The sequence below is a fragment of the Niallia sp. RD1 genome, from assembly GCF_024219955.1.
In the GTDB taxonomy this organism is placed as follows: Bacteria; Bacillota; Bacilli; order Bacillales; family Cytobacillaceae; genus Niallia; species Niallia alba.
The window spans coordinates 5,147,529-5,167,913 of record NZ_CP100420.1; the positions used below are offsets into that span (position 1 = coordinate 5,147,529).

Genomic DNA, 20,385 nt, shown 5'->3' on the forward strand with positions numbered 1-20,385 from the left:
GGAGTAATCTCCTTTGCTATCCCATTTTACGGATTTAATAATATTTTTGTCGACAAACTAATTAGCCTTTATATAAGAAGGCTAATAATTCTTCTTTTGACATTGCATTTAATACGGTTGATTTTTTTATCCAGCCTTTTTTTGCTGTAGATACGCCCATTGCCATATTGTGAAGCTCATGTTTATAATGTGCATCTGTATTAATGACAATCTTCACTCCAGCATCTTGTGCCATTTTGACATATGTTGCATTTAAATCTAAACGGTTAGGATTACTATTCAGTTCTAGAACTGTATTCGTTTCTTTCGCTAATTGAATAAGCATTTCCATATCGACATCATAGCCATCTCTTTTTCCAATTTTTCTTCCCGTTGGATGAGCAATAATATCAACATACTTGTTTTCCATGGCAGCTTTTAATCGATTCATAATCTTATCTCTGGATTGTGAAAAGGCAGAATGAATAGATGCAATTACGATGTCTAATTCTTTCAATAAGTCCTCATCATAATCTAAAGTGCCATCTGGCAAAATATCCATTTCAGCACCAGCTAAAATAGTTATATCCTCATATTTAGCGTTTAGCCTTTTAATTTCTTTTATCTGCTTCCGTACTCTTTCCGGTGTTAATCCATTAGCAACCTTTAAATATTGAGAATGGTCGGTAATTGCCATGTATTGATAGCCTAATTTACGGTTAGCTTCTACCATTTCCTCTAAAGTATCGGCACCATCACTCGCAGTTGTGTGCATATGTAAATCGCCTTTAATATCTTCCAAGGAAATTAGCTCGCTATTTTCCGAATAGCTTTCTACTTCTTTTCCATCTTCTCTAATTTCAGGTGGAATGAATGGCAGTCCAAAATAATGATAGAAAGCTTCCTCCGTTTCAAAGGTTTTCACTTCGCCTGTTTCATTATTTTCGACTCCATATTCGCTTATTTTTTCTCCACGTTCTTTTGCTAGCTGTCTCATTCGTACATTATGCTCTTTTGAACCTGTGAAATGATGTAGCGTTGTTGCAAATTCTTTCGGCTTCACTAATCGAAAGTCAATGGAGACATCATAATCCAATCCTAGAATGACACTTACTTTTGTTGAGCCTGCCCCAATTACTTCTTTAATGGACGGAAGCTGAAGCAACTGCTCTTTCACCTGATTAGAATCGTCTGTTGCGATAATAAAATCTAAATCTTTAATAGTCTCCCGCACTCTTCTTAAGCTTCCAGCTCTAGAATATTGGACAACGCCTTCCATTTTTGCGAGATGTTCCTCAATCGAGACTGCTATTGGAATCATAAACGCAATTGGTAAACGCTCCGGTCTTGTTCCAGTATTTTGAAGTGCCTCCATAATTCTTTCTTCTGTCTTTTTTCCAAATCCTTTTAATGCTTGTACTTCCCCTTTTAAACATGCATTTTTTAAATCATCGGCATTTTCAACAGATAATTCTTTATATAATCTTGCTATCTTTTTCCCACCGAGACCTGGCAGCTGCAGCAAAGGTATTAACCCTTTTGGAACTTCGTCTTTTAACTCTTGTAAAACTGTGGATTTTCCTTCTTTTATGTATTCCTCGATAACTGCCGCTGTCCCTTTACCTATTCCAGGCAGCTCCGTTAAATCTTCTAGTTCGGTTAAACTCTCTTCACTTGTTTCAATTGTATTAGCAGCTTTTCGAAAGGCAGAAATTTTAAAAGGATTTGCTCCCTTAAGCTCCATATATATCGCTATTTGTTCTAATAGTCGAATAATCTCTTTATTTGTAATCATCGTTTCATCACCCACATACGTAAAATAAACATTCCTCTTTTAATCCTACCTACTTATCATACCATGAACTGTAAGAATTCTATAATCAAGTAGTATTGTGAAAAGCATACTAAAAAACTCTTCTAGCTACATATAAAGCTAGAAGAGTTCCCTCTTTTCTATGAAGCCATATAATCAAACCATAAATCTTTTATTTTCTCAGAAAAATATGGAGTATTTTCTATCATCCATGCTGCAACAGAGGATTCATTTAATTGAGTTTGCATAAAACCAACCGGGATTAAAATAGAAATATATAATAGAAGGAATAATAGCAAATATGTTTCAACAAATCCTAATACAGCACCAGCCCATGTATTTAACTGCTTTAAGATTGGTATACTGGCAACAAAGTCTATCATACTACCAAGAATTTGCCAAATAATTTTCACAACAAAAAATATCACAATAAAGGAGAAGCCTCTATAAAAAACTTCTTCTATATTTGCTGTTTGAATAAGGGAATGTAGAAAACTACTTTCTCCTGCATTTGGATACGGAATCCACAGTGTTAATTTTTGCGATAAGGGAATATAGTATTTATTAGCAACTATAAACGCAACTATAAAACCTGTTAAGTGTATGACTTGCATAATAAATCCTCTTTTCAGTCCTCTAAGAAGACCAAAAAGCAGCAATATAACTAAAATAATGTCTAACATGAACATGGTCAGTCCTTTTCTCTTCTTTTTAATTCTTCTTCCAATTCTTTCACACGATCCTCTAGATTTATATAGTCGTTTACTATATTAACCGCAGTAAGGACGGCAAGTTTATTCAAATCAAGTGAGGGATTCTTAACATGAATTTCACGCATTTTTTCATCAACTATGGAGGCAACCAATCTAACATGGCTAGAAGGTTCTTTCCCTATTATTGTATATGGTGTTCCGTATATATCAACATTTGTTCGATTTTTAGGGGTATTTGACACGCCCATGCCTCCATTCTAAAGAATCCTAGTTTCTATCATATCATGAACTATTCTTGCTAGGGAAGTCATTCGAATAGATTCTATCAACATGATTTATTGATTAAGGGAAAACTTTTGCTATTCCCCTCCAATAAAAATGTTTTTTACTTGAAGAGTTTTTTCCACCAGGGTTTTACGTCTTCTTCTTCTTTGGCAGCTGCTATTTCTAATCTCTTTTCTTCTAATGATTGTTGTAATTGCATCGTTAAGATCCGATCTCTTTTTTCTACAACATCATTCATTTTATATTCAAATGCTTTCAACATATTTTCTCTATCTTCTTCCATTGCTATTTTCACTACTCTTTGTATCGTTTCTTCTAATTCACTCTTTGATAAACGGATCTCATCCGTGAAAACGCTAGGCGTTTTTGTTGCGTTTTTTTCGTCCATATTCATTGATATAACAGCATTTAACGCGTCTGTAAAAGAAACGTTGTTTGCTAATAATTTTTTCAATTCTCTTAACGCCTTAAAATCGCGTTCATAATAAATCCGTTGTCCTTTTTCATTTCGTTCCATTATATAGCCATGCTGTTCTAACTCAATAGACCATCTTCTTAAACTAGAAGTAGTTATTTCTAAATCATCAGCAACATCTTTAGAAAAATAGCCAAAGCTATTAGCGTTTTTCATAGCGTTTATTCACTCCTTCTACTTTTACTCTTCGATAATCTAGTAGAATTTCCTTCTTTCCTTTCAATCATCGTGAAAAGTCAATTATATAATGCAGTAGCATTTAGAAGGAAACCGGAGGGATCTAGAGATTGACTTTTTTATTATGAAGCTATTTTTCTCGATATTTCCCAAACGCCAAAAGGCGGAATTTGTCCATATTGGGGCAAATTCCGCCTTTTGCTTTTTGGATTGCTGTGTATAGGACGTTTTATGTTAACTAGAGCGAAAAATAATGAAATATTAGCTAATTTTCTCTATATTTTCATTAAAATTTCTGACTTGTTTATTCAATGTTTTTTTCTTTTATAAGGTAAGCGTCAAATAGGTATGTCAATGACATCAAATGCGGATTTTACTAACTTACTTAACTGTATGTATAAACAAAAATAATTAATTGCATTTCTTTAAATTTCCATATATACTAAAAAATATATTAAACAGATAAATGTTTTATAATAACAATTAAAGAAAGGGAGTTTTACATGAAAGAAAAGTTAAAATTTATTCTCATACTTACATCTATTTTTCTTTTATTTTCAACTATCGTTACTCCGGTATTTGCAGAAGAAACTATAAATGAAGATGAGAATACCAATGAACAAATCAAACTTCCAGAGATATCTACCACAGAGATAATATACGAGAGTGAAACAGAAAAAGTTTATAGCTTAACAATGGATGACCAACTTTTAGAATATCATGAATCCTACTCATTGAACGAATTTGGTCAAAAAATAAGTAACACTCAAGTATATAAGATTGATAATAAAGGCTATAAAAGTTTAGTAGATACATATGAGGAGCTTGTTATTGATGACACAGAAATTATAGAAACTCTTACTAATGAATCTTATTCAGTAAAAGCTGCCGCAACCTGTTCTGCTTGTGTAAAAATAGCTGTTAAAGCATATAGAGTTGCTTCTAACGGTTTCAAATATTTATTAAAAAAAACTCCTACGTCTACAGTGGTAAAAACAATTACATCAAATAGTTTAACTAAGGTGGCTCCAATTGTCTCAAAATACACTCCCCATAAGGTTAATTTAGGGATTAGAGTATTTACGTTAAGAAAACAAGATTTACAACACATGTTAACAAGACATCACATGAGTTATTGGAATAGTGGGATTGGAGCACCACTCAACCAGACATTTTTTATTAATAATATGTCTCCTAAAACATTAAATCATATAGCTTCCCAGGCAATTGGAAAAAATGCAGCAACATTAAATAATGCAATAAAAAACGGCAAAAAGTTTTATAGTGTAAGTTATACTTATTCTGGAATTACTTATAAAGTTGGTGTTGACTTTACTCAGAAAGCAATTACACAAATATACCCAACTTCCACATTTTTGTTGCCTTAAAAGTGAGGGAATTCTATGAAAATAAATAGTTATATACAAAAACCAAATAGTGAATATAGAATAATCGAGAATAAAAGTGATTTATACGAACGATACATTGAGATTACTGATAATAGTAAAACTGAAGAAATACTAAATATAATTAGGAATACTAATGGTGAATATTATGGATTTATTGGACTAGAATTAAACAATAAATTGATTTTAGATGATGAACTCTCATTTTATTTACCTACCAATTGGGTTATCTTTATAGACTGGGTAGAAGACTATTTTAAATTTGGTTTTTCAGAAGCTCAAACAAACTTAAAACTTATATTAGAAAATTTAGATGATACTAATATAAAAATCATTTTTATAGAAACTTCTTACATATTGAATAGAAAAGAATTTCTTATATCAATATTAGATGCAGGTCAGTATTTCTTCCAAATTCATTGTTCAATTGATAATAAATATGAGAATTACCTATTAAAAATAAATAAATTAAAAGAATATATCCAATAGATAAGACTGCCCCAAAAGGCAGTCTTTTATTTTTGATTGTGTTAGCCTCTTAAAGTAGCTCCTGCTTGTTCCTTTACTGCAGCAAGTACTTTTTCATGTGCTTTACTGATTATTTCATCTGTTAACGTTTGTTCTGGATCGAAATACGTTAAGGAGAATGCAATCGATTTTTTGCCTTCTTCCATTTTTTCTCCTTCATATAAATCAAATACTTGAACATCCTTCAATAATTCCCCACCTGCTACTTGGATGATTTCTTGAAGATTACCTGCTAGAATTTGTTTATCCACTACAAGGGCAATATCTCTTGTTACATAAGGGAAACGTGGGATAGAAGTATAATGCAATGCTTCTACTTCTACGCCGAATAATTTACTTAAATCTAATTCAAAGCAATATGTTTCTTTTAAATCTAATTCCTTTTGCATTTGAGGGTGAACTTGACCTACAAAACCAATCGCCACTCCATTAAGGGCGATTTCAGCCGTTCTACCTGGATGCATCCCTTCCATTTCTGCTCTTGCAAAAGTGATTTGCTCCGATACACCCAATTTTTGGAACAAGCCTTCTAATACACCCTTTACAACAAAGAAATCAACAGCTTTCTTCTCTCCTTGCCATGGATGGGTGCTCCAAATTCCAGTAACAGCTCCAGCTAAATGTTCCTTTTCCTCTGGAAGCTCCTGTTCTCCATTAGCTAAGAAAACAACGCCTGTTTCATAAACAGCTATACTTTCATTTTGTCTTGCTGCATTGTATTTAAGCACCTCTAAAAGCTGTGGTACAATGCTTTGACGCAATAATGCACGTTCTTCACTCATCGGCATCGCAACCTTGATTGGATTACTTTTCTCTAAAGCAAAGCTATGGACTTTTGCTTCATTGGTTAAAGAATACGTAATCGCTTGATAAAGTCCAGCAGATTCTAAATATCTGCGTGTCATACGGCGCTTCTTCTGATAAGGAGTTAAGGCACCTGGTGTAGATGCTCCAATAGGCAATGTTTTCGGTAAGTGATCATATCCATATAGGCGTGCAACTTCTTCTATTAAATCTGCTTCAATGACAATATCATTTCTTCTAGTTGGTACAGTTACTGTAAAGATATTGCCTTCAACTTGTGTTGTAAATTGAAGACTATCAAAGATTGCTGTTACTGCAGTAGCCTCTAATGTTGTTCCTAATGTTTGATTAATTTTTTCTAGCGTAATAGAAACAACTTTTGGCTCAGCAGTTAATGTATCCACCGCTACTTCCCCTTCCAGTACTTCTCCACCTGCATATAAATGTAATAACTGACAAGCTCTATCTGCAGCTATACGCACTCGATTTGGATCAATGCCTTTTTCATATCTAGCACTCGCTTCACTTCTTAATCCAATTACTTTTGATGATCTGCGGATTACTTTGCTTTCAAAATAAGCGGATTCTAATAAAACAGTTGTTGTGTCAGCTTGCACTTCAGAATTAGCTCCACCCATTACACCAGCAACAGCAATTCCGTCTTTTCCATTGGTGATAAGTAAATTATCTGCTGATAACGTTCTTTCTGTTTCATCAAGTGTTGTTATTTTCTCCTCGCTTTGTGCTTTTCTAACGAGAATTTCTTTTGAACCGATTTTATCATAATCAAAAGCATGCAATGGTTGACCATATTCTAATAAAATATAGTTTGTAATATCTACCACATTATTGTGTGGGCGAATTCCTGCTGCCATCAATTTTCCTTGCATCCATAATGGAGATGGAGCGATTTTAATATTCTTTATTACTCTTGCCGTATATAATGGTGTATCTTCATTCTCTTCTACGGAAACTTGAATATAATCAGATGCCTTCTCATTCGTAGTTGGGTATTCGGTATTAGGTAATTTTACTTCTTTCCCTAAGATAGCAGCTACTTCATAAGCGACACCAAGCATGCTTAAACAATCAGCACGGTTAGGAGTTAAGCCTAGTTCTAATACAGCATCGTCGCGTTGTAAATATTCTAATGCATTCTTCCCAACTTCAACATCACTCGGAAAAACAAAAATACCTTGTGAATATTCTTTAGCAACAATTTTTCCTTCGATGCCAAGCTCTTGCAAGGAACAAATCATTCCGTTTGATTCTTCCCCACGAAGCTTTGCTTTTTTTATTTTGAAGTTGCCGGGAAGAACTGCTCCTACTTTTGCAACAGCAACTTTTTGGCCCTTATCTACATTGGGAGCACCACAGATAATTTGTATTGGATCGCCCTCTCCAACATCTACTAAACATTTATTCAATTTGTCTGCATTTGGATGTTGCTCACGCTCCACAACATAACCAATGACTACATTTTTAATACCTTCATCGAGAATCTCGACACCTTCTACTTCGATACCGCTCTTTGTAATTTTTTCTGCTAATTCATCAGGACTAATGCCATTTAAATCTACATATTCATTTAACCAATTATAGGATACTAACATTTTTTCTCCTCCACCCTTATTAATATTCCGGTACTGAAAATTGTTTTAAGAAACGCACATCATTTGTATAGAAATGACGGATATCATCAATTCCATATTTCAACATGGCAATTCGCTCAGGACCCATTCCAAAAGCAAACCCAGAATATTTTTTCGAGTCAAATCCGGACATTTCCAATACATTTGGATGAACCATTCCGGCTCCTAAGATTTCGATCCAACCTGTTTTTTTACACACACTACATCCTGCACCTTTACAGATGAAGCAAGAAATATCTACCTCAACGGAAGGCTCAGTAAATGGGAAAAAGCTTGGACGTAAGCGAATTTCTCTATCTTCTCCAAACATTTTCTTCGCAAAAACTTCAAGTGTCCCAATTAAATCGCTCATACGAATGTTTTCGTCTACTACAAGCCCTTCAATCTGCATAAATTGGTGGGAATGAGTCGCATCATCATTATCACGACGATATACTTTACCAGGACAAATAATTTTTACTGGACCTTTCCCTTTATGCTTCTCTAACGTTCTTGCTTGCATTGGGGAAGTTTGTGTTCTAAGCAATGTTTCTTCTGTAATATAAAATGAATCTTGCATATCCCTAGCTGGGTGATCTTTAGGAAGATTCAAGGCTTCAAAATTATAGTAATCATTTTCTACCTCTGGTCCTTCTTCAATGGTATACCCCATACCAATAAAGAGATCTTCAATTTCTTCCACTACTCTTGTAAGTGGATGGTGATTCCCCACAGCGACTGGACGTCCAGGTAATGTAATATCAATTGTCTCAGAAGCAATTTTTTCATGAACAAGTGCTTCTTCTAATGCTTTTTGTTTTGCTTCAATGTGATGAGTAATTTCATCACGAATTACATTCACTAACGCACCCATTTTTGGTCTTTCTTCTGCAGATAGTTTGCCCATCCCTTTTAACACTTCTGTGATCGGACCTTTTTTACCTAAGTATGCAATACGAATTTCATTTAATTCTTTCATATCATTACTGTTTTCAATGCGTGTTAGCGCTTCAGCTTGCAGTTCTTTTAATTTATCTTCCATTACATTTCCTCCTTAATATATTGTTTTCGCATGAAAATTGGCATAAAAAAACCCCATCCCCAAAAAAGGGACGAGGTTATTGTCGCGGTACCACCCTAATTAACTTGTATGTATATAAAACAAGTTCACTTCATTTGGATAACGGTAGTCTATACCGGTACATCTTTACACCTTTCTAAAAGAAAAATGGTCCCGATGCCGACTCAGGAGGTGAACTTCATAAATGCTTTTAATAAAAATGCTTTCAGTCTACGGCATTTTCTTCCTACATTAAAAATCATCTATTACTTTTCTCCATCAATGTCTTTATTCATGTAATTTGGTTTTAATTATAATATATATCTATTCAGTTTTCAAATGCCTTTTTAGTTTGAACTCAGACTTTCTCGCATTTCCCATAAGAGTCGAACGAGTGCCTCTTCCGCCCCACATTATTTTATTTTCAAATGCTGCTTCCAACTCAATAAATGCGTACCGTTAGAAATCAGTCTATTTAAAATAATACATTAAAATTCCTGCCGCAACAGCGACGTTTAGGGATTCGCTTTTTCCATGGATTGGTATATACAAATTAGTATCTGTCTTGCTTAATACTTGTTTGCTTACACCACTACCCTCATTGCCCAAGATTAAACAAAAAGTATCTGTCTTTTCTATTTCTCGATAGTTTCTACCATTTTCAAGGGCTGTTCCATAAACAGGAATATGTCTTTCTTTTAAAGCATCAATAAAGGCAGACAAATTTGTTTTTACAATAGGCAGGTGAAAATGGCTGCCTTGCCCTGATCGGACTACTTTCGGGTTGTAAATATCTACTGTCCCTTCTCCAATTATAACAGCATCCACCCCTGCTGCATCTGCTGTTCGGATAATGGTTCCCATGTTACCAGGGTCTTGTACTTGATCAATCGCAATAAAGGTTTGGGCCGTAGACAAGATTTCTGGATAATCAAGTTGTCTGCATAAAGCAAAAATTCCTTGTGGCGTTTCCGTATCCGATAATTCCTTAATAATTTCTTTCGTTACAATCGTTATTGGTATATCTCCGTAATCCCAAGAAGGTACATCGATTTCTTCTGAAATAATTAAATCGATAATAGCCTCTGCTTTAAAAGCCTCTTCCACTAAGTGGAAACCTTCTACCAAGAACGTTCCTGTCTTCTCTCTTTCTTTTTTCGTTAACCTTTTCTTCCATTCTTTAACTTGTGGATTTTTCACTGAAAGTATGTGCTTCACTTACTATTCTCCTTCATAATCACTATCTGTTCTCATATTCTTTCATTTAGGATGTTTGTATAGTTTGTTACTAATTTTAGCAGCCTAAGTTTAAATTTTTTTCATATTCCTTTATTATATCGTAAATAAAATACATAATAAACGTCATTGGTGAAATGATAAAAAATAGATATGTTCTTCAAAAACGTCTATCTATATCATTTACAAATTCTTAGAGCTGACGTTGAGAGATAATAATGGAAAGAAGGGTGCTTATTTTATGAATTTAAATTTACGAAATGCGATCATCCATAATGTAGCTGGCAATTCTCAGGATGAATTAAAGGATACAATCGTGGATGCTATCCAAAATGGGGAAGAAAAAATGTTGCCTGGCTTAGGCGTTTTATTTGAAGTAATTTGGAAGAATTCATCGGAAGAGGATAAAACAGAAATGCTGCAAACATTAGAAAATGGTTTAAAATGATTAAAAAGAAGGAGAGATCTCCTTCTTTTTAGGTTAAATTAGTCATTTAGTGCATGGAGTTTATGGGTAGTTTCTTTTGTTGCAGCATATACTCCTTTATAAATCTCATATACCTTTTTATATTTCTTTACATTTTCAGGATTTGGTAAAAACTCTTCTTTATAGTGGACAAATTTATCTACACATTCATTCATCGTTGGAAACCAGCTTAATCCAACTGCTGCAATCATAGCTGCTCCTAATCCTGGTCCTTGTTCCACTGTCAAATTAACCACTGGTGCATTAAAAACGTCAGCTTGTATTTGGAGCCAATCACTATTTTTCGCTCCTCCCCCTACAGAGACAATACGAGTAAACTGCTTATTCGCATTTTCCTCCATAAGAATCTTACTATCATTCAACGAAAAAGTGATTCCTTCTACAACAGCGCGGGCAAAATTATCTAATGTATGTCTTGTATCCATTCCGATAAAGCTTCCTCTAATTTGGCTATCTGTATATGGTGTTCTTTCTCCCATAATATAAGGAGTAAACAATAAACCATCCGAACCAATTGCTACATTATCCATATTAGAAAGAAGCTGGTCATAGCTTTTATCTGCGGCAAATGTATTTTTAAACCAGTTTAAACTATATCCAGCAGATAATGTTACACCCATAGAATAAAAACTGTTCTTTATCGCATGATTGAAATAATGAACTTTTCCTTCGTAATCCTGTTGTCCATCTGGTTCATAAGAAAGGAATACACCAGATGTCCCGATACTAGCTAATCCCATCCCTTCTTCTACGATCCCAGCGCCTACTGCTGCACAAGCGTTATCAGCACCACCTGAAAAAACAGCAATGTCGGTTGTAAACCCAAACTTCTCTGCAAGCTCTTTTTTGATTATGCCTATCTGCTCAGAGGACTCTACAAGCTTAGGGAAAATGGATAGCGGTAGCTCAAATAATTCAGCAATTGATTCGCTCCAAACCTTTTCTTCTACATTTAGTAATAATGTTCCTGCAGCATCTGAATACTCCATTTGCTTATTGCCGGTTAAATAGAAACCTAAATAATCTTTAGGTAATAGGAAGTGCTTAGCATGTTCCCATATAGTCGGTTCATTTTCTTTTACCCATAGCAGTTTAGGCAAAGTAAAACCTTCTAACGCTTTATTCTTCGTGATGTGAATAACTTCCTGTCCTGCTTTATCCATTATATTTTGACATTGCTTACTTGTTCTTACATCATTCCACAAAATGGCGTTTCTTAGCGGTGCTCCATTTTCATCTAATAAAACTAAGCTATGCATCTGTCCAGAAAAGCTAATCCCTTCCGTCTTGGACGCTGCTTCTGGAAACGCTTCAATAATTTCTTTTAGCACAATATCTAATGCTTCAATCCAAACATTAGGATTTTGCTCACTAAACTTTGGCTGTGGAGTTAAAAGCTCGTATTCAGAGCTTTTTGTTATAAGCACATTTCCTTCTTTATCCACTAGTAAGCCTTTTAATGAACTAGTCCCTAAATCAATTCCAATTACATATGACATGTTAATTGCTCCTTTCATAAGTAGAGTGAAAACAAGGAACAAAGGGATGTCTCACTTAGAGATTCAGACTTCAACATGTATATCTAGTAGATTTGTCTTAATAAGCTACTACTAATGAATATACTTGTGATGCCAGCTCCTTCTACCTGAGACACCCCTTTATTGGTGTTACCTTTTTATTTTTTTATTGTTTTAGAAAACTGCCATTTTTTATATTCTATTAAACTAACCTGAATCCGTGATAAAAAATAATTCTTCCGATAATTTTAGGAATTCCTTATTTTCTTGCCATTCGTACTAATTTAAGTTGGATTGATTGTTTTTTGTGTACACTAAATAAAACCTGCTTACCTATAATTTTTTTCAGGTCTTATTACCTATTCAGTTTCCTAGGCTTATGTTGTAAATGAAAGATACAGTCGTTTAAAAGTAGGAAACCAAGGACTATGATTTCCAAACTTTAAGTAAATTCTTCGGGAATGCTTTACCAATTTTGCAGCTAATGTAATCAAATTCTGGATAACCGTTTTTACTCGGCGACGGAAGACCTTTCTTTTAAGCGGCGCATCCCCTGATTTCAGGCTTTCTTGGCCAATAATCCGAAGGAGATTGTAGGTTAAACATCCAAGATGTAAGATTAATTCATTGGTGGCAAATTTCCCAGAAGGGAAACGTTCTAGGTCTAAATCCGTTTTTAATTCACTGTGGAATTGTTCACAAGTGGCATGTTCGTGATAAAGGCTAATTATTTCCTCTGTTTCATTAGGTAGGGTAGTCCAATAGCTCTCAAACTCAACATCTGGGATTAAGAGGATTTGGCCGTTTTTATCAATCGTTCTTTCTGTTACTTTATAGACTTGGCGAATGGCTTTTTTCATTCCCTTTGGAGTTGTTTCTAAAGCACCATAGAATACACGTTTTCCTTCTCGCTCCTGAACGCATTTACCGAATTGTTCAGCTACCATGAGCCAGTTTTCAGGCTTTTCACGGCGAGGATTTCGTTTAATTATGAAATCGGCCTTTTCATTCACACAAACTTTTAGGTTTTCGACACTATCGTTTCCTGCATCCATACGGACCAATAACGATAGATCAGTAATCATCCGAGAATATATAATACTTTTCTCGAGAAATTTCTCAGTATCCTTTTGAACGTGTGTGCTTCCCTCCCGAAGTTCCACATTTACAACGTAGCCTTCTTGACCCAAATAGGAGAAGTTAGGGGAATACCCGTCACATCCTTTGTATGTGCGACTAACCCCTTCTTTCTTAGTATTTGAGTTATCAAATGGCGATACATCAATATCCAGAGGTACGTATGATTTTTTGTCACTAGTAATTGTTGGAGTGACAGGAGAATCAAATTGCCGTATTAGTTTAGCCGATTCTTCCAGAACAATGGATTTCCATCCAGTCACCTTGGCAATTTGATCGAGTCGTTGCCGTAGTGTGGGACTTGATGGAACCACTTGAATATCCAATGCACGATAAAAGAAGGGATCATCTCGAAATTCTTCGATATGGTCGAAATCATTCTTACCTTGGCACAATAGACCCACATAAGAAGTGGTAACATCCCCATTAAGAATGGCCGGAGACGACTTGATTTCTGGGACCTTTAAGGATGAAAAACGTTTGTAAAATTTTGTTTTTGATAAAAGCAAACCTATTAAACCTAGACCCGAATGGGTCGTTAATGTATCATCGGAATCTTCTAAAATAAACTTAACCAATTTCAACACCTGCCTGGTGAAATAAAATTATCAACATAAATCAGCTGATAACATTATTATATCAGGCTTTGTGGGCACATTTATTATTAATTACGTCACGGACTCAGGACTAAATAATCGTTTAAACGAGATTTTAAGAATTCTAGATGATTTGGTTCGTTTTCAATTTGATCATGCTGTAATGCATACTCTGCTAATGTTTTTAAGTTTTCTTTTCCTTCTACAATTGATTTACCGATACCAGTTGTATAGCTTTTATATCTGCGTTCAATCTCTTTATCGAAGAATCCATCTTCTTTTAATTTTGCCGCTGATTTTAAACCGCGTGCAAAAGTATCCATACCAGCGATATGTGCAAGAATTAAATCTTCCATTGAGAATGAAGAACGGCGTACTTTTGCATCAAAGTTGATACCACCAGGAGCAATTCCATCATTTTCTAGCACTTGATACATTGCTAGAGTTGTATCATAGATGTTAGTTGGGAACTCATCTGTATCCCATCCAAGCATTATATCCCCCTGGTTTGCATCTAGAGATCCAAGTGCATTATAGCTTCTTGCTACTGCCATTTCATGTTCAAAAGTATGTCCTGCCAATGTAGCGTGGTTTGCTTCTAAGTTTAACTTAAAGTATTTATCAAGATCGTATTTTTGTAAGAATGCCATTGTAGTAGCTGCATCAAAATCATATTGGTGTTTTGATGGTTCCATTGGTTTTGGCTCAATTAAGAATTGAACTTCATGATTTAATTCTTTTGCATATTCAACAGCCATATGGAAAAGACGAGCCATATTATCTTGTTCTAATTGTAAGTCCGTATTTAGTAGAGACTCATATCCTTCACGGCCACCCCAGAATACATAATTTTGGCCGCCAAGCTTTTTGCTAATTTCCAATCCTTTTTTCACTTGTGCTGCAGCATATGCGAACACTTCTGCATTAGATGAAGAAGCTGCACCATGTACAAAACGAGGGTTTGTAAACATATTTGCTGTATTCCATAGTAATTTAATGCCTGTTTGATCCATTTTTTCTTTAATTAAATCTGTAATTACATCTAAGTTGTTTAAGAACTCTTGAAGAGTTTCACCTTCTGGAGCAATATCTACATCATGGAAGCAAAAGAATTCAAAGCCCATTTTTTCCATTAATTCAAAGCCAGCTTCTACTCGATTTTTTGCTGTTTCCATTGGCGTTTCGCCAAACCAGTTACGAACATTTGTAGCTGCCCCGAATGGATCGGATCCATCTTGTGTTAATGTATGCCACCATGCCATGCTGAATCGTAAATGTTCTTTCATTGTTTTTCCTAATACTACTTCCTCTGGATTGTAGTGACGATACGCAAAAATATTTTCTGTTTTTGTTCCTTCATATTTTACTTTTTTAATCATTGGAAAAAATTCCATTCTAATTCCCTCCTAATTGTTATAAAAGATATTTTTCATTTTTAACTTACTTTTTTCTAAGTAGCAATTCCATTTCTCTACTAATCTATTAAACCACATTTAATTTGTTAGTTCAACATACTAACTGAATTAATCATAAATCCAACAGAGTTTTTTGTCAAGCGCTTACAATAGCTTTTTTACAATTTTATTTGGAAATTAGATAGAAGTATTTTAATTAGTATGGTAACCTAACAATATGAACATCGTTAAAAGGTGATTAATCAGTTTGGAGGAAAATAATGGTCACAGATAAATATGTAATTAGAGAACAAAATGCTTCTCTTGTAATGGAGCAAATTGTTCAACATGCCCCGATTTCTCGAGCGAGCCTCTCATCCAATATTGGTTTAAATAAAGCAACCGTTTCTGATATAACAAAGAAGTTACTCGAGGATAAACTTATTGAAGAAATCGGAATCGGAGCAAGTAGCCATTCTGGTGGAAGAAAACCTATTCTTCTACAATTAAATAAGAAAGCAGGTCTGTCGATTGCCATCGAGCTTGGCTATGACTTCATTTCAACAATGGTTACTTATTTAGACGGAGAAGTGGTTTTCTATAATAAAGAAAGAGGTACATTTATCACAAAAGAGAATGTCCTTTCCCATATTGCTAGTATTATTGATAAATATGAGAAAATAAGCAATCTGACAACGTATGGTATTATCGGAATTGGCATTGCCATTCATGGTATTGTCAACGACAACAATATCTTATTTACACCCTATTATGATTTAGACAAAATAGAACTTTATGAAGAATTGACGAAACTGTATCCTTATCCTATTCATATTGAAAACGAAGCAAATTTAACAGCAATAGGAGAGTCTACTTTTTCAACGGAATTTAATAACCTAATTAGTTTAAGTATTCACAGCGGGATTGGCGCAGGAATTATTATTGATGGGCAATTGTTTACAGGTTTAGACGGTAGAGCTGGTGAAGTTGGACATTCCATTCTGTATCCAAACGGCAAAAGTTGTCCCTGTGGAAATAAAGGCTGTCTAGAACAATATTGTTCCGATAAAGTACTCCTTGAACAACTTAAAGACAGAAAACAGTTATCCGATGTTACTCCAGATTTATTGGCTGAACTCTATTACGCTCATGATTCGATCGTACTAGAGATTGTTCAACAACATTGCTACAACCTCTCAAAGGGAATAAACAATATTATGACCTTTTTTGCACCCAAGGTTATATTTATGAATAGTTCTGTCATTCGGAGAATTCCTGAAATACTTTCATTAATTAGCGATAACTTGGAAAGTTCCTTTAATAAAGATATTATCATTGAAAATTCAAGTCTTGGTTCTAAAGCATCTTTATTCGGTGCTACCGCGCTAAACATTCGTAATTTCTTAAATATTTCCCATTTAAAAATTATGAATGCGGAATAACTTTTGTTTAAATAAAAGGTTGTTTTCTAAAGGATTGTTGTTTTTTAAATAGGAAAAAAATTAGTTGGAAAAATGAAGCAGCCGGAATACACGAAGACGCGACGAGATTAGCGTGGGCCCCACGGAAAGCGAAGTGTATTCCTGCTGCGGGTAATCGCAACAAACTTTACGAAAATAGCCAAATAAAAAGAATGGCACAGTCCTTATAAAAAAGATGGGGATTGCATCATTCTTTTTTCTCTTCGCTATTTTTAAATTTAATGAAACTTTTCTCTCTCTCATCTCGTTAATAGGAGTATTAAGTGAAACTTCCATCAGTGGGGGGAGTCTTACTGTCCGTTAAGAGTGGGATAAATTTAAAGAATGGTATAATGTTTATGAATAATGATCACAATCTTTACAGGAAATAGAATGAGTATGCTATACTTGCTATACAAAATATGAAAAAGGTGAAAAATTTTGACAAAGAAGAAATTTCATTATTGGTTACTGCAGATTCTCATCATTGCTGCGATTATTTATCTATGCACCAAAATTTCATTCTTATTTAAGCCAGTTGCCGTATTGTTCTCCACCCTTTTTGTGCCAATTATCATTACTGGTTTCTTATACTTTTTGCTTAATCCAATCGTTAAATTTTTGCAAAAAAATAAAATTCCTAAAACACTCGCCATTATTATTCTTTATGTTGGCGTGATCGGAATTATTATTTTAGCTATTGGTAGTATTGTGCCGATGATTAGTAAGCAGGTCAGTGAATTGTTCAGCAATATTCCCAAATATGCAGATGATGCAGTTAAATATTTCCAATACTTAAATGATACAAAACAGTACAAATGGATTATGAACCAAGAATATGTAAAAATAGAGGATATTACGGAAAACTTAAAAGCATATGCTCAAACGATTCCAAGCAATATAACAAATGGAATTGGCTCAATCATTAGTACCATGACAAATATCACGATAACGATTGTGACAGTACCATTTTTGCTTTTCTATTGCTTTAAAGATGGTAGTAAATTTCCAGAGGCCTTATCGAAATTCTTTCCATCTTCTTATCGAAAAGAAGGCTTAAAAATCATTAAAGATACAAGCGAAACAATCGCTGCCTATATTCAAGGACAAGTTATTGTGGCACTGTTTGTGGGAACCTTATCTTTAATTGGTTATTGGATTATCGGCCTTGATTATGCACTTGTAATGGCTTTAGTTGTTGCTGTTACAAATATCATTCCATATGTTGGGCCATTAATTGGTGGAGCGCCGGCTGTTATCATTGCCCTTTTCACCTCACCAACACAAGCGTTGCTTGTTATTATCGTTATTACCATCGCTCAACAAATTGAAGGGAATATTTTATCACCATTAATTCTTGGAAAAAGATTGGATACTCATCCAGCAACAATCATTATCCTTTTATTAGTGGCAGGAAATTTAGCAGGCATTTTAGGAATGATTCTTGCTGTACCAACATACGCTGCTATCAAAACGATTGTCATTAATATAAATCGCTTACTTAAAGCACGGAAAGCGGCCATTTTAAATACACAAATTCCTCCTATAAATGATTCTAAAATTTAATATAGCAATATTACAGAAGCCCAAATCAGTGTATTTGGGTTTTCAGTTTGTCGACAAAAAGATTTTTAGAAACTTAAATGGAATTTTCATGCGTTGCTTGGAGTGGAAGGGGGGAGACTCCTGTGGGATTAGCGAGGAAGCTGAGACCCTGCAGGCCAAAGGCCGAAGCGGCTCAGCGCGAGCCCCACGGAAAGCGAACCCCTGAAGCGGAAAGCAACATCCTATTCAAAGAGACTAATAAATATACTATATACACACCTCTATTTCTAAAATTTAGGGATTTGTCTACAGTCTGGAAGCCCAAATCAGTGTATTTGGGCTTTTTCTTGTGTCCTATTAATGCCAATTAAGAGTAAAAAGGGAGTTCGATTAAAAAATCAAACTCCCCTTAAAATAATCCTATGAAAATGTTAATCCATCTACTGTTTCACGATCTAATTTCTTAATAACTTCTACAATTAATTTTACCGCATTTTCATAGTCGTCACGATGAAGCATTGCAGCGTGTGAGTGAATATAACGTGTTGCAATGGTAATTGATAACGATGGAACACCTTTATGTGTTAAATGAATCGAACCGGAGTCTGTTCCCCCTCCTGGCACGCTATCAAATTGATAAGGAATGTTTAACTCGTCCGCAGTATCTGTAACAAGATCACGCAATCCTTTATGAGCAACCATAGAAGCATCATATAAGATAATTTGTGGACCTTTGCCCATCTTACTTAGCGCTTCTTTTTCTGTCACTCCTGGTGTATCTCCTGCAATACCAACGTCTACTCCGAAACCAATATCCGGCTCAATGTAGTTCGCCGCTGTTTTTGCGCCGCGAAGACCAACCTCTTCTTGAACAGTTCCAACACCATAAACAATATTAGGATGATTGCTGCCTTGTAAATTCTTTAATATATCAATTGCGATGGCACAGCCAATACGGTTATCCCAAGCCTTCGCAAGAAGCATTTTCTCATTATTCATCACTGTGAATTCGAAGTATGGAACAACCATATCGCCTGGTTTTACACCCCATTCCATTGCTTCTTCTTTAGAAGATGCACCGATATCAATAAAAATATCTTTAATGTCTATTGGTTTCTTTCTTGCTTCAGGACTTAATACATGTGGCGGTTTTGAACCTGTAATCCCAGTAATTTCGCCTTTACTTGTAACAATCGTTACTCGTTGAGCAAGCATCACTTGAGACCACCAGCCACCAACTGTTTGAAAATATAAAAAGCCTTTATCATCAATACGAGTTATCATAAATCCAACTTCATCAAGATGACCTGCAACCATTATTTTCGGCCCATTTTCTTGCCCAACTTTCTTGGCAATTAAACTTCCTAAATTATCTGTAGTTACTTCATCTGCATATTCTGCTATGTACTTTTTCATTACTTCTCTTGGTTCTTTTTCATTTCCTGGTATGCCTTTTGCATCAGTAAGATCTTTCAGCATCGTTAATGTTTCATCTAATTTTACCATTACTTCGACTCCCTTAATAAAATAACTTCTTCATTATTATACTAGAAAATAATTATAGTACAAAGTATTAGATACTACCAAAGTGTATCTTTCACCAAAGTAGGCTAACTTCCTATGCATACGGGTATAGTAAAGAATCCCTTACTTATATTATGTATCAATTCTTTGTTTCTATTTATTTAAATATTTTTTCTCAAAAAGTGAAACCTTTTTTCAACTCCATCGTATTCTATTAGTTAATCCTGAAAAATTAAGTTACTGGAGGCTCTTTTATGAAATGGCTTTTGTTATTTGTTCTACTCGCTTTTCTTTTTTACGGGTTGTTTCGATTCGCTTCATTCCTAACAAATCCACAGCGAAGACTAGCATTCGCGCAAAAGCGTGGAACATTTTATTTGTTTGATAATAAGGATAATATTAGAATGAACCTCTTACTAACCTATAAAGGACATTTGCTGGAAGGGGAAAAATACGCTACAGCAAAAGAGGTTGATCACATCTTACTATTCCCCGCTAATCCATATAATACAAAGTTGTCAAAACAAGACAAAACCTATATAGAACAGTCACTATTGTCTATATATCCAAAGGCTAGAATTGAATGGACACGATTTAAAGAGGTATAAAAACACGTAG

General features: G+C 34.7%; 17 protein-coding genes and 1 other annotated feature. Of the genes, 6 read left to right on the forward strand and 11 right to left on the reverse strand.

Features of this window, described 5'->3' with window-relative positions; genetic code table 11:
- Nucleotides 1–61: 61 nt before the first annotated feature.
- The 4 genes from polX to NKG37_RS24880 form a co-directional block, all read right to left on the reverse strand.
- Complete coding sequence (polX, locus tag NKG37_RS24865) at nucleotides 62–1,774, reverse strand: DNA polymerase/3'-5' exonuclease PolX (RefSeq protein WP_254415501.1); 1,713 nt, start codon at nucleotides 1,772–1,774, stop codon at nucleotides 62–64.
- 158 nt (nucleotides 1,775–1,932) lie between these two features.
- Nucleotides 1,933–2,481, reverse strand: coding sequence for a CvpA family protein (locus NKG37_RS24870; protein ID WP_318010512.1), 549 nt, complete (start codon nucleotides 2,479–2,481; stop codon nucleotides 1,933–1,935).
- 2 nt (nucleotides 2,482–2,483) lie between these two features.
- Complete coding sequence (gene zapA / locus NKG37_RS24875; RefSeq protein ID WP_016201787.1) at nucleotides 2,484–2,747, reverse strand: cell division protein ZapA; 264 nt, start codon at nucleotides 2,745–2,747, stop codon at nucleotides 2,484–2,486.
- Nucleotides 2,748–2,890: 143 nt separating this feature from the next.
- Nucleotides 2,891–3,421: a MerR family transcriptional regulator gene (locus tag NKG37_RS24880; RefSeq protein ID WP_254415502.1), complete on the reverse strand. Its 531-nt coding sequence runs from the start codon at nucleotides 3,419–3,421 to the stop codon at nucleotides 2,891–2,893.
- A gap of 524 nt (nucleotides 3,422–3,945) precedes the next feature.
- On the opposite strand from NKG37_RS24880, the gene NKG37_RS24885 reads away from it, so the two are divergent.
- Entirely contained in the window at nucleotides 3,946–4,830 is an 885-nt protein-coding gene (locus tag NKG37_RS24885) for a hypothetical protein (protein WP_254415503.1), read from the forward strand.
- Between the two features lie 15 nt (nucleotides 4,831–4,845).
- On the forward strand, nucleotides 4,846–5,337 hold the full coding sequence (locus NKG37_RS24890) for a hypothetical protein (protein WP_254415504.1): 492 nt from the start codon (nucleotides 4,846–4,848) through the stop codon (nucleotides 5,335–5,337).
- Nucleotides 5,338–5,378: 41 nt separating this feature from the next.
- Here the strand turns inward: NKG37_RS24890 and pheT are convergent, their stop codons facing one another.
- The 3 genes from pheT to NKG37_RS24905 all read right to left on the reverse strand — a co-directional run bounded on the left by pheT (nucleotide 5,379) and on the right by NKG37_RS24905 (nucleotide 10,089).
- Nucleotides 5,379–7,793, reverse strand: a complete 2,415-nt coding sequence (gene pheT / locus NKG37_RS24895) for a phenylalanine--tRNA ligase subunit beta (protein WP_254415505.1) — start codon at nucleotides 7,791–7,793, stop codon at nucleotides 5,379–5,381.
- A 19-nt stretch (nucleotides 7,794–7,812) separates the two neighbouring features.
- Nucleotides 7,813–8,853, reverse strand: coding sequence for a phenylalanine--tRNA ligase subunit alpha (gene pheS / locus NKG37_RS24900; RefSeq protein ID WP_254415506.1), 1,041 nt, complete (start codon nucleotides 8,851–8,853; stop codon nucleotides 7,813–7,815).
- A 63-nt stretch (nucleotides 8,854–8,916) separates the two neighbouring features.
- Nucleotides 8,917–9,163 (reverse strand) — a binding site (T-box leader).
- Nucleotides 9,164–9,342: 179 nt separating this feature from the next.
- Nucleotides 9,343–10,089, reverse strand: coding sequence for a TrmH family RNA methyltransferase (locus NKG37_RS24905; RefSeq protein ID WP_169188945.1), 747 nt, complete (start codon nucleotides 10,087–10,089; stop codon nucleotides 9,343–9,345).
- Between the two features lie 259 nt (nucleotides 10,090–10,348).
- On the opposite strand from NKG37_RS24905, the gene sspI reads away from it, so the two are divergent.
- Complete coding sequence (gene sspI / locus NKG37_RS24910) at nucleotides 10,349–10,555, forward strand: small acid-soluble spore protein SspI (RefSeq protein ID WP_101730668.1); 207 nt, start codon at nucleotides 10,349–10,351, stop codon at nucleotides 10,553–10,555.
- A gap of 38 nt (nucleotides 10,556–10,593) precedes the next feature.
- Here sspI and xylB read toward each other — a convergent pair whose 3' ends face one another.
- From xylB to xylA, 3 genes are all read right to left on the reverse strand, one after another.
- Nucleotides 10,594–12,093, reverse strand: a complete 1,500-nt coding sequence (gene xylB, locus NKG37_RS24915; RefSeq protein ID WP_169188946.1) for a xylulokinase — start codon at nucleotides 12,091–12,093, stop codon at nucleotides 10,594–10,596.
- Nucleotides 12,094–12,488: 395 nt separating this feature from the next.
- Nucleotides 12,489–13,832 (reverse strand): IS1380 family transposase, encoded by a 1,344-nt coding sequence (locus tag NKG37_RS24920; protein WP_118977697.1) that lies wholly within the window; start codon nucleotides 13,830–13,832, stop codon nucleotides 12,489–12,491.
- Nucleotides 13,833–13,921: 89 nt separating this feature from the next.
- A complete protein-coding gene (xylA, locus tag NKG37_RS24925) occupies nucleotides 13,922–15,238 on the reverse strand; it encodes a xylose isomerase (protein ID WP_254415507.1) in 1,317 nt (438 codons plus the stop codon).
- A 281-nt stretch (nucleotides 15,239–15,519) separates the two neighbouring features.
- Between xylA and NKG37_RS24930 the strand changes: the two genes are divergently transcribed.
- Complete coding sequence (locus tag NKG37_RS24930; RefSeq protein ID WP_254415508.1) at nucleotides 15,520–16,680, forward strand: ROK family protein; 1,161 nt, start codon at nucleotides 15,520–15,522, stop codon at nucleotides 16,678–16,680.
- A 459-nt stretch (nucleotides 16,681–17,139) separates the two neighbouring features.
- Complete coding sequence (locus NKG37_RS24935; RefSeq protein WP_016201795.1) at nucleotides 17,140–18,264, forward strand: AI-2E family transporter; 1,125 nt, start codon at nucleotides 17,140–17,142, stop codon at nucleotides 18,262–18,264.
- Between the two features lie 399 nt (nucleotides 18,265–18,663).
- Here the strand turns inward: NKG37_RS24935 and NKG37_RS24940 are convergent, their stop codons facing one another.
- A complete protein-coding gene (locus NKG37_RS24940) occupies nucleotides 18,664–19,749 on the reverse strand; it encodes a M42 family metallopeptidase (RefSeq protein ID WP_169188948.1) in 1,086 nt (361 codons plus the stop codon).
- A 272-nt stretch (nucleotides 19,750–20,021) separates the two neighbouring features.
- Here NKG37_RS24940 and NKG37_RS24945 point away from each other — a divergent pair, with 272 nt between their 5' ends.
- Nucleotides 20,022–20,375: a sigma-w pathway protein ysdB gene (locus tag NKG37_RS24945; protein WP_169188949.1), complete on the forward strand. Its 354-nt coding sequence runs from the start codon at nucleotides 20,022–20,024 to the stop codon at nucleotides 20,373–20,375.
- The last annotated feature ends 10 nt before the right edge of the window (nucleotides 20,376–20,385 follow it).

Bases quoted from the DNA above. Each gene is read 5' to 3' on its own strand.
- NKG37_RS24870 (WP_318010512.1), bottom strand. From the start codon at position 2,481: ATGTTCATGTTAGACATTATTTTAGTTATATTGCTGCTTTTTGGTCTT.
- NKG37_RS24945 (WP_169188949.1), top strand. From the start codon at position 20,022: ATGAAATGGCTTTTGTTATTTGTTCTACTCGCTTTTCTTTTTTACGGG.
- NKG37_RS24890 (WP_254415504.1), top strand. From the start codon at position 4,846: ATGAAAATAAATAGTTATATACAAAAACCAAATAGTGAATATAGAATA.
- NKG37_RS24880 (WP_254415502.1), bottom strand. From the start codon at position 3,421: ATGAAAAACGCTAATAGCTTTGGCTATTTTTCTAAAGATGTTGCTGAT.
- pheS (WP_254415506.1), bottom strand. From the start codon at position 8,853: ATGGAAGATAAATTAAAAGAACTGCAAGCTGAAGCGCTAACACGCATT.
- NKG37_RS24885 (WP_254415503.1), top strand. From the start codon at position 3,946: ATGAAAGAAAAGTTAAAATTTATTCTCATACTTACATCTATTTTTCTT.
- polX (WP_254415501.1), bottom strand. From the start codon at position 1,774: ATGATTACAAATAAAGAGATTATTCGACTATTAGAACAAATAGCGATA.
- pheT (WP_254415505.1), bottom strand. From the start codon at position 7,793: ATGTTAGTATCCTATAATTGGTTAAATGAATATGTAGATTTAAATGGC.
- NKG37_RS24940 (WP_169188948.1), bottom strand. From the start codon at position 19,749: ATGGTAAAATTAGATGAAACATTAACGATGCTGAAAGATCTTACTGAT.
- xylA (WP_254415507.1), bottom strand. From the start codon at position 15,238: ATGGAATTTTTTCCAATGATTAAAAAAGTAAAATATGAAGGAACAAAA.
- NKG37_RS24930 (WP_254415508.1), top strand. From the start codon at position 15,520: ATGGTCACAGATAAATATGTAATTAGAGAACAAAATGCTTCTCTTGTA.
- xylB (WP_169188946.1), bottom strand. From the start codon at position 12,093: ATGTCATATGTAATTGGAATTGATTTAGGGACTAGTTCATTAAAAGGC.
- sspI (WP_101730668.1), top strand. From the start codon at position 10,349: ATGAATTTAAATTTACGAAATGCGATCATCCATAATGTAGCTGGCAAT.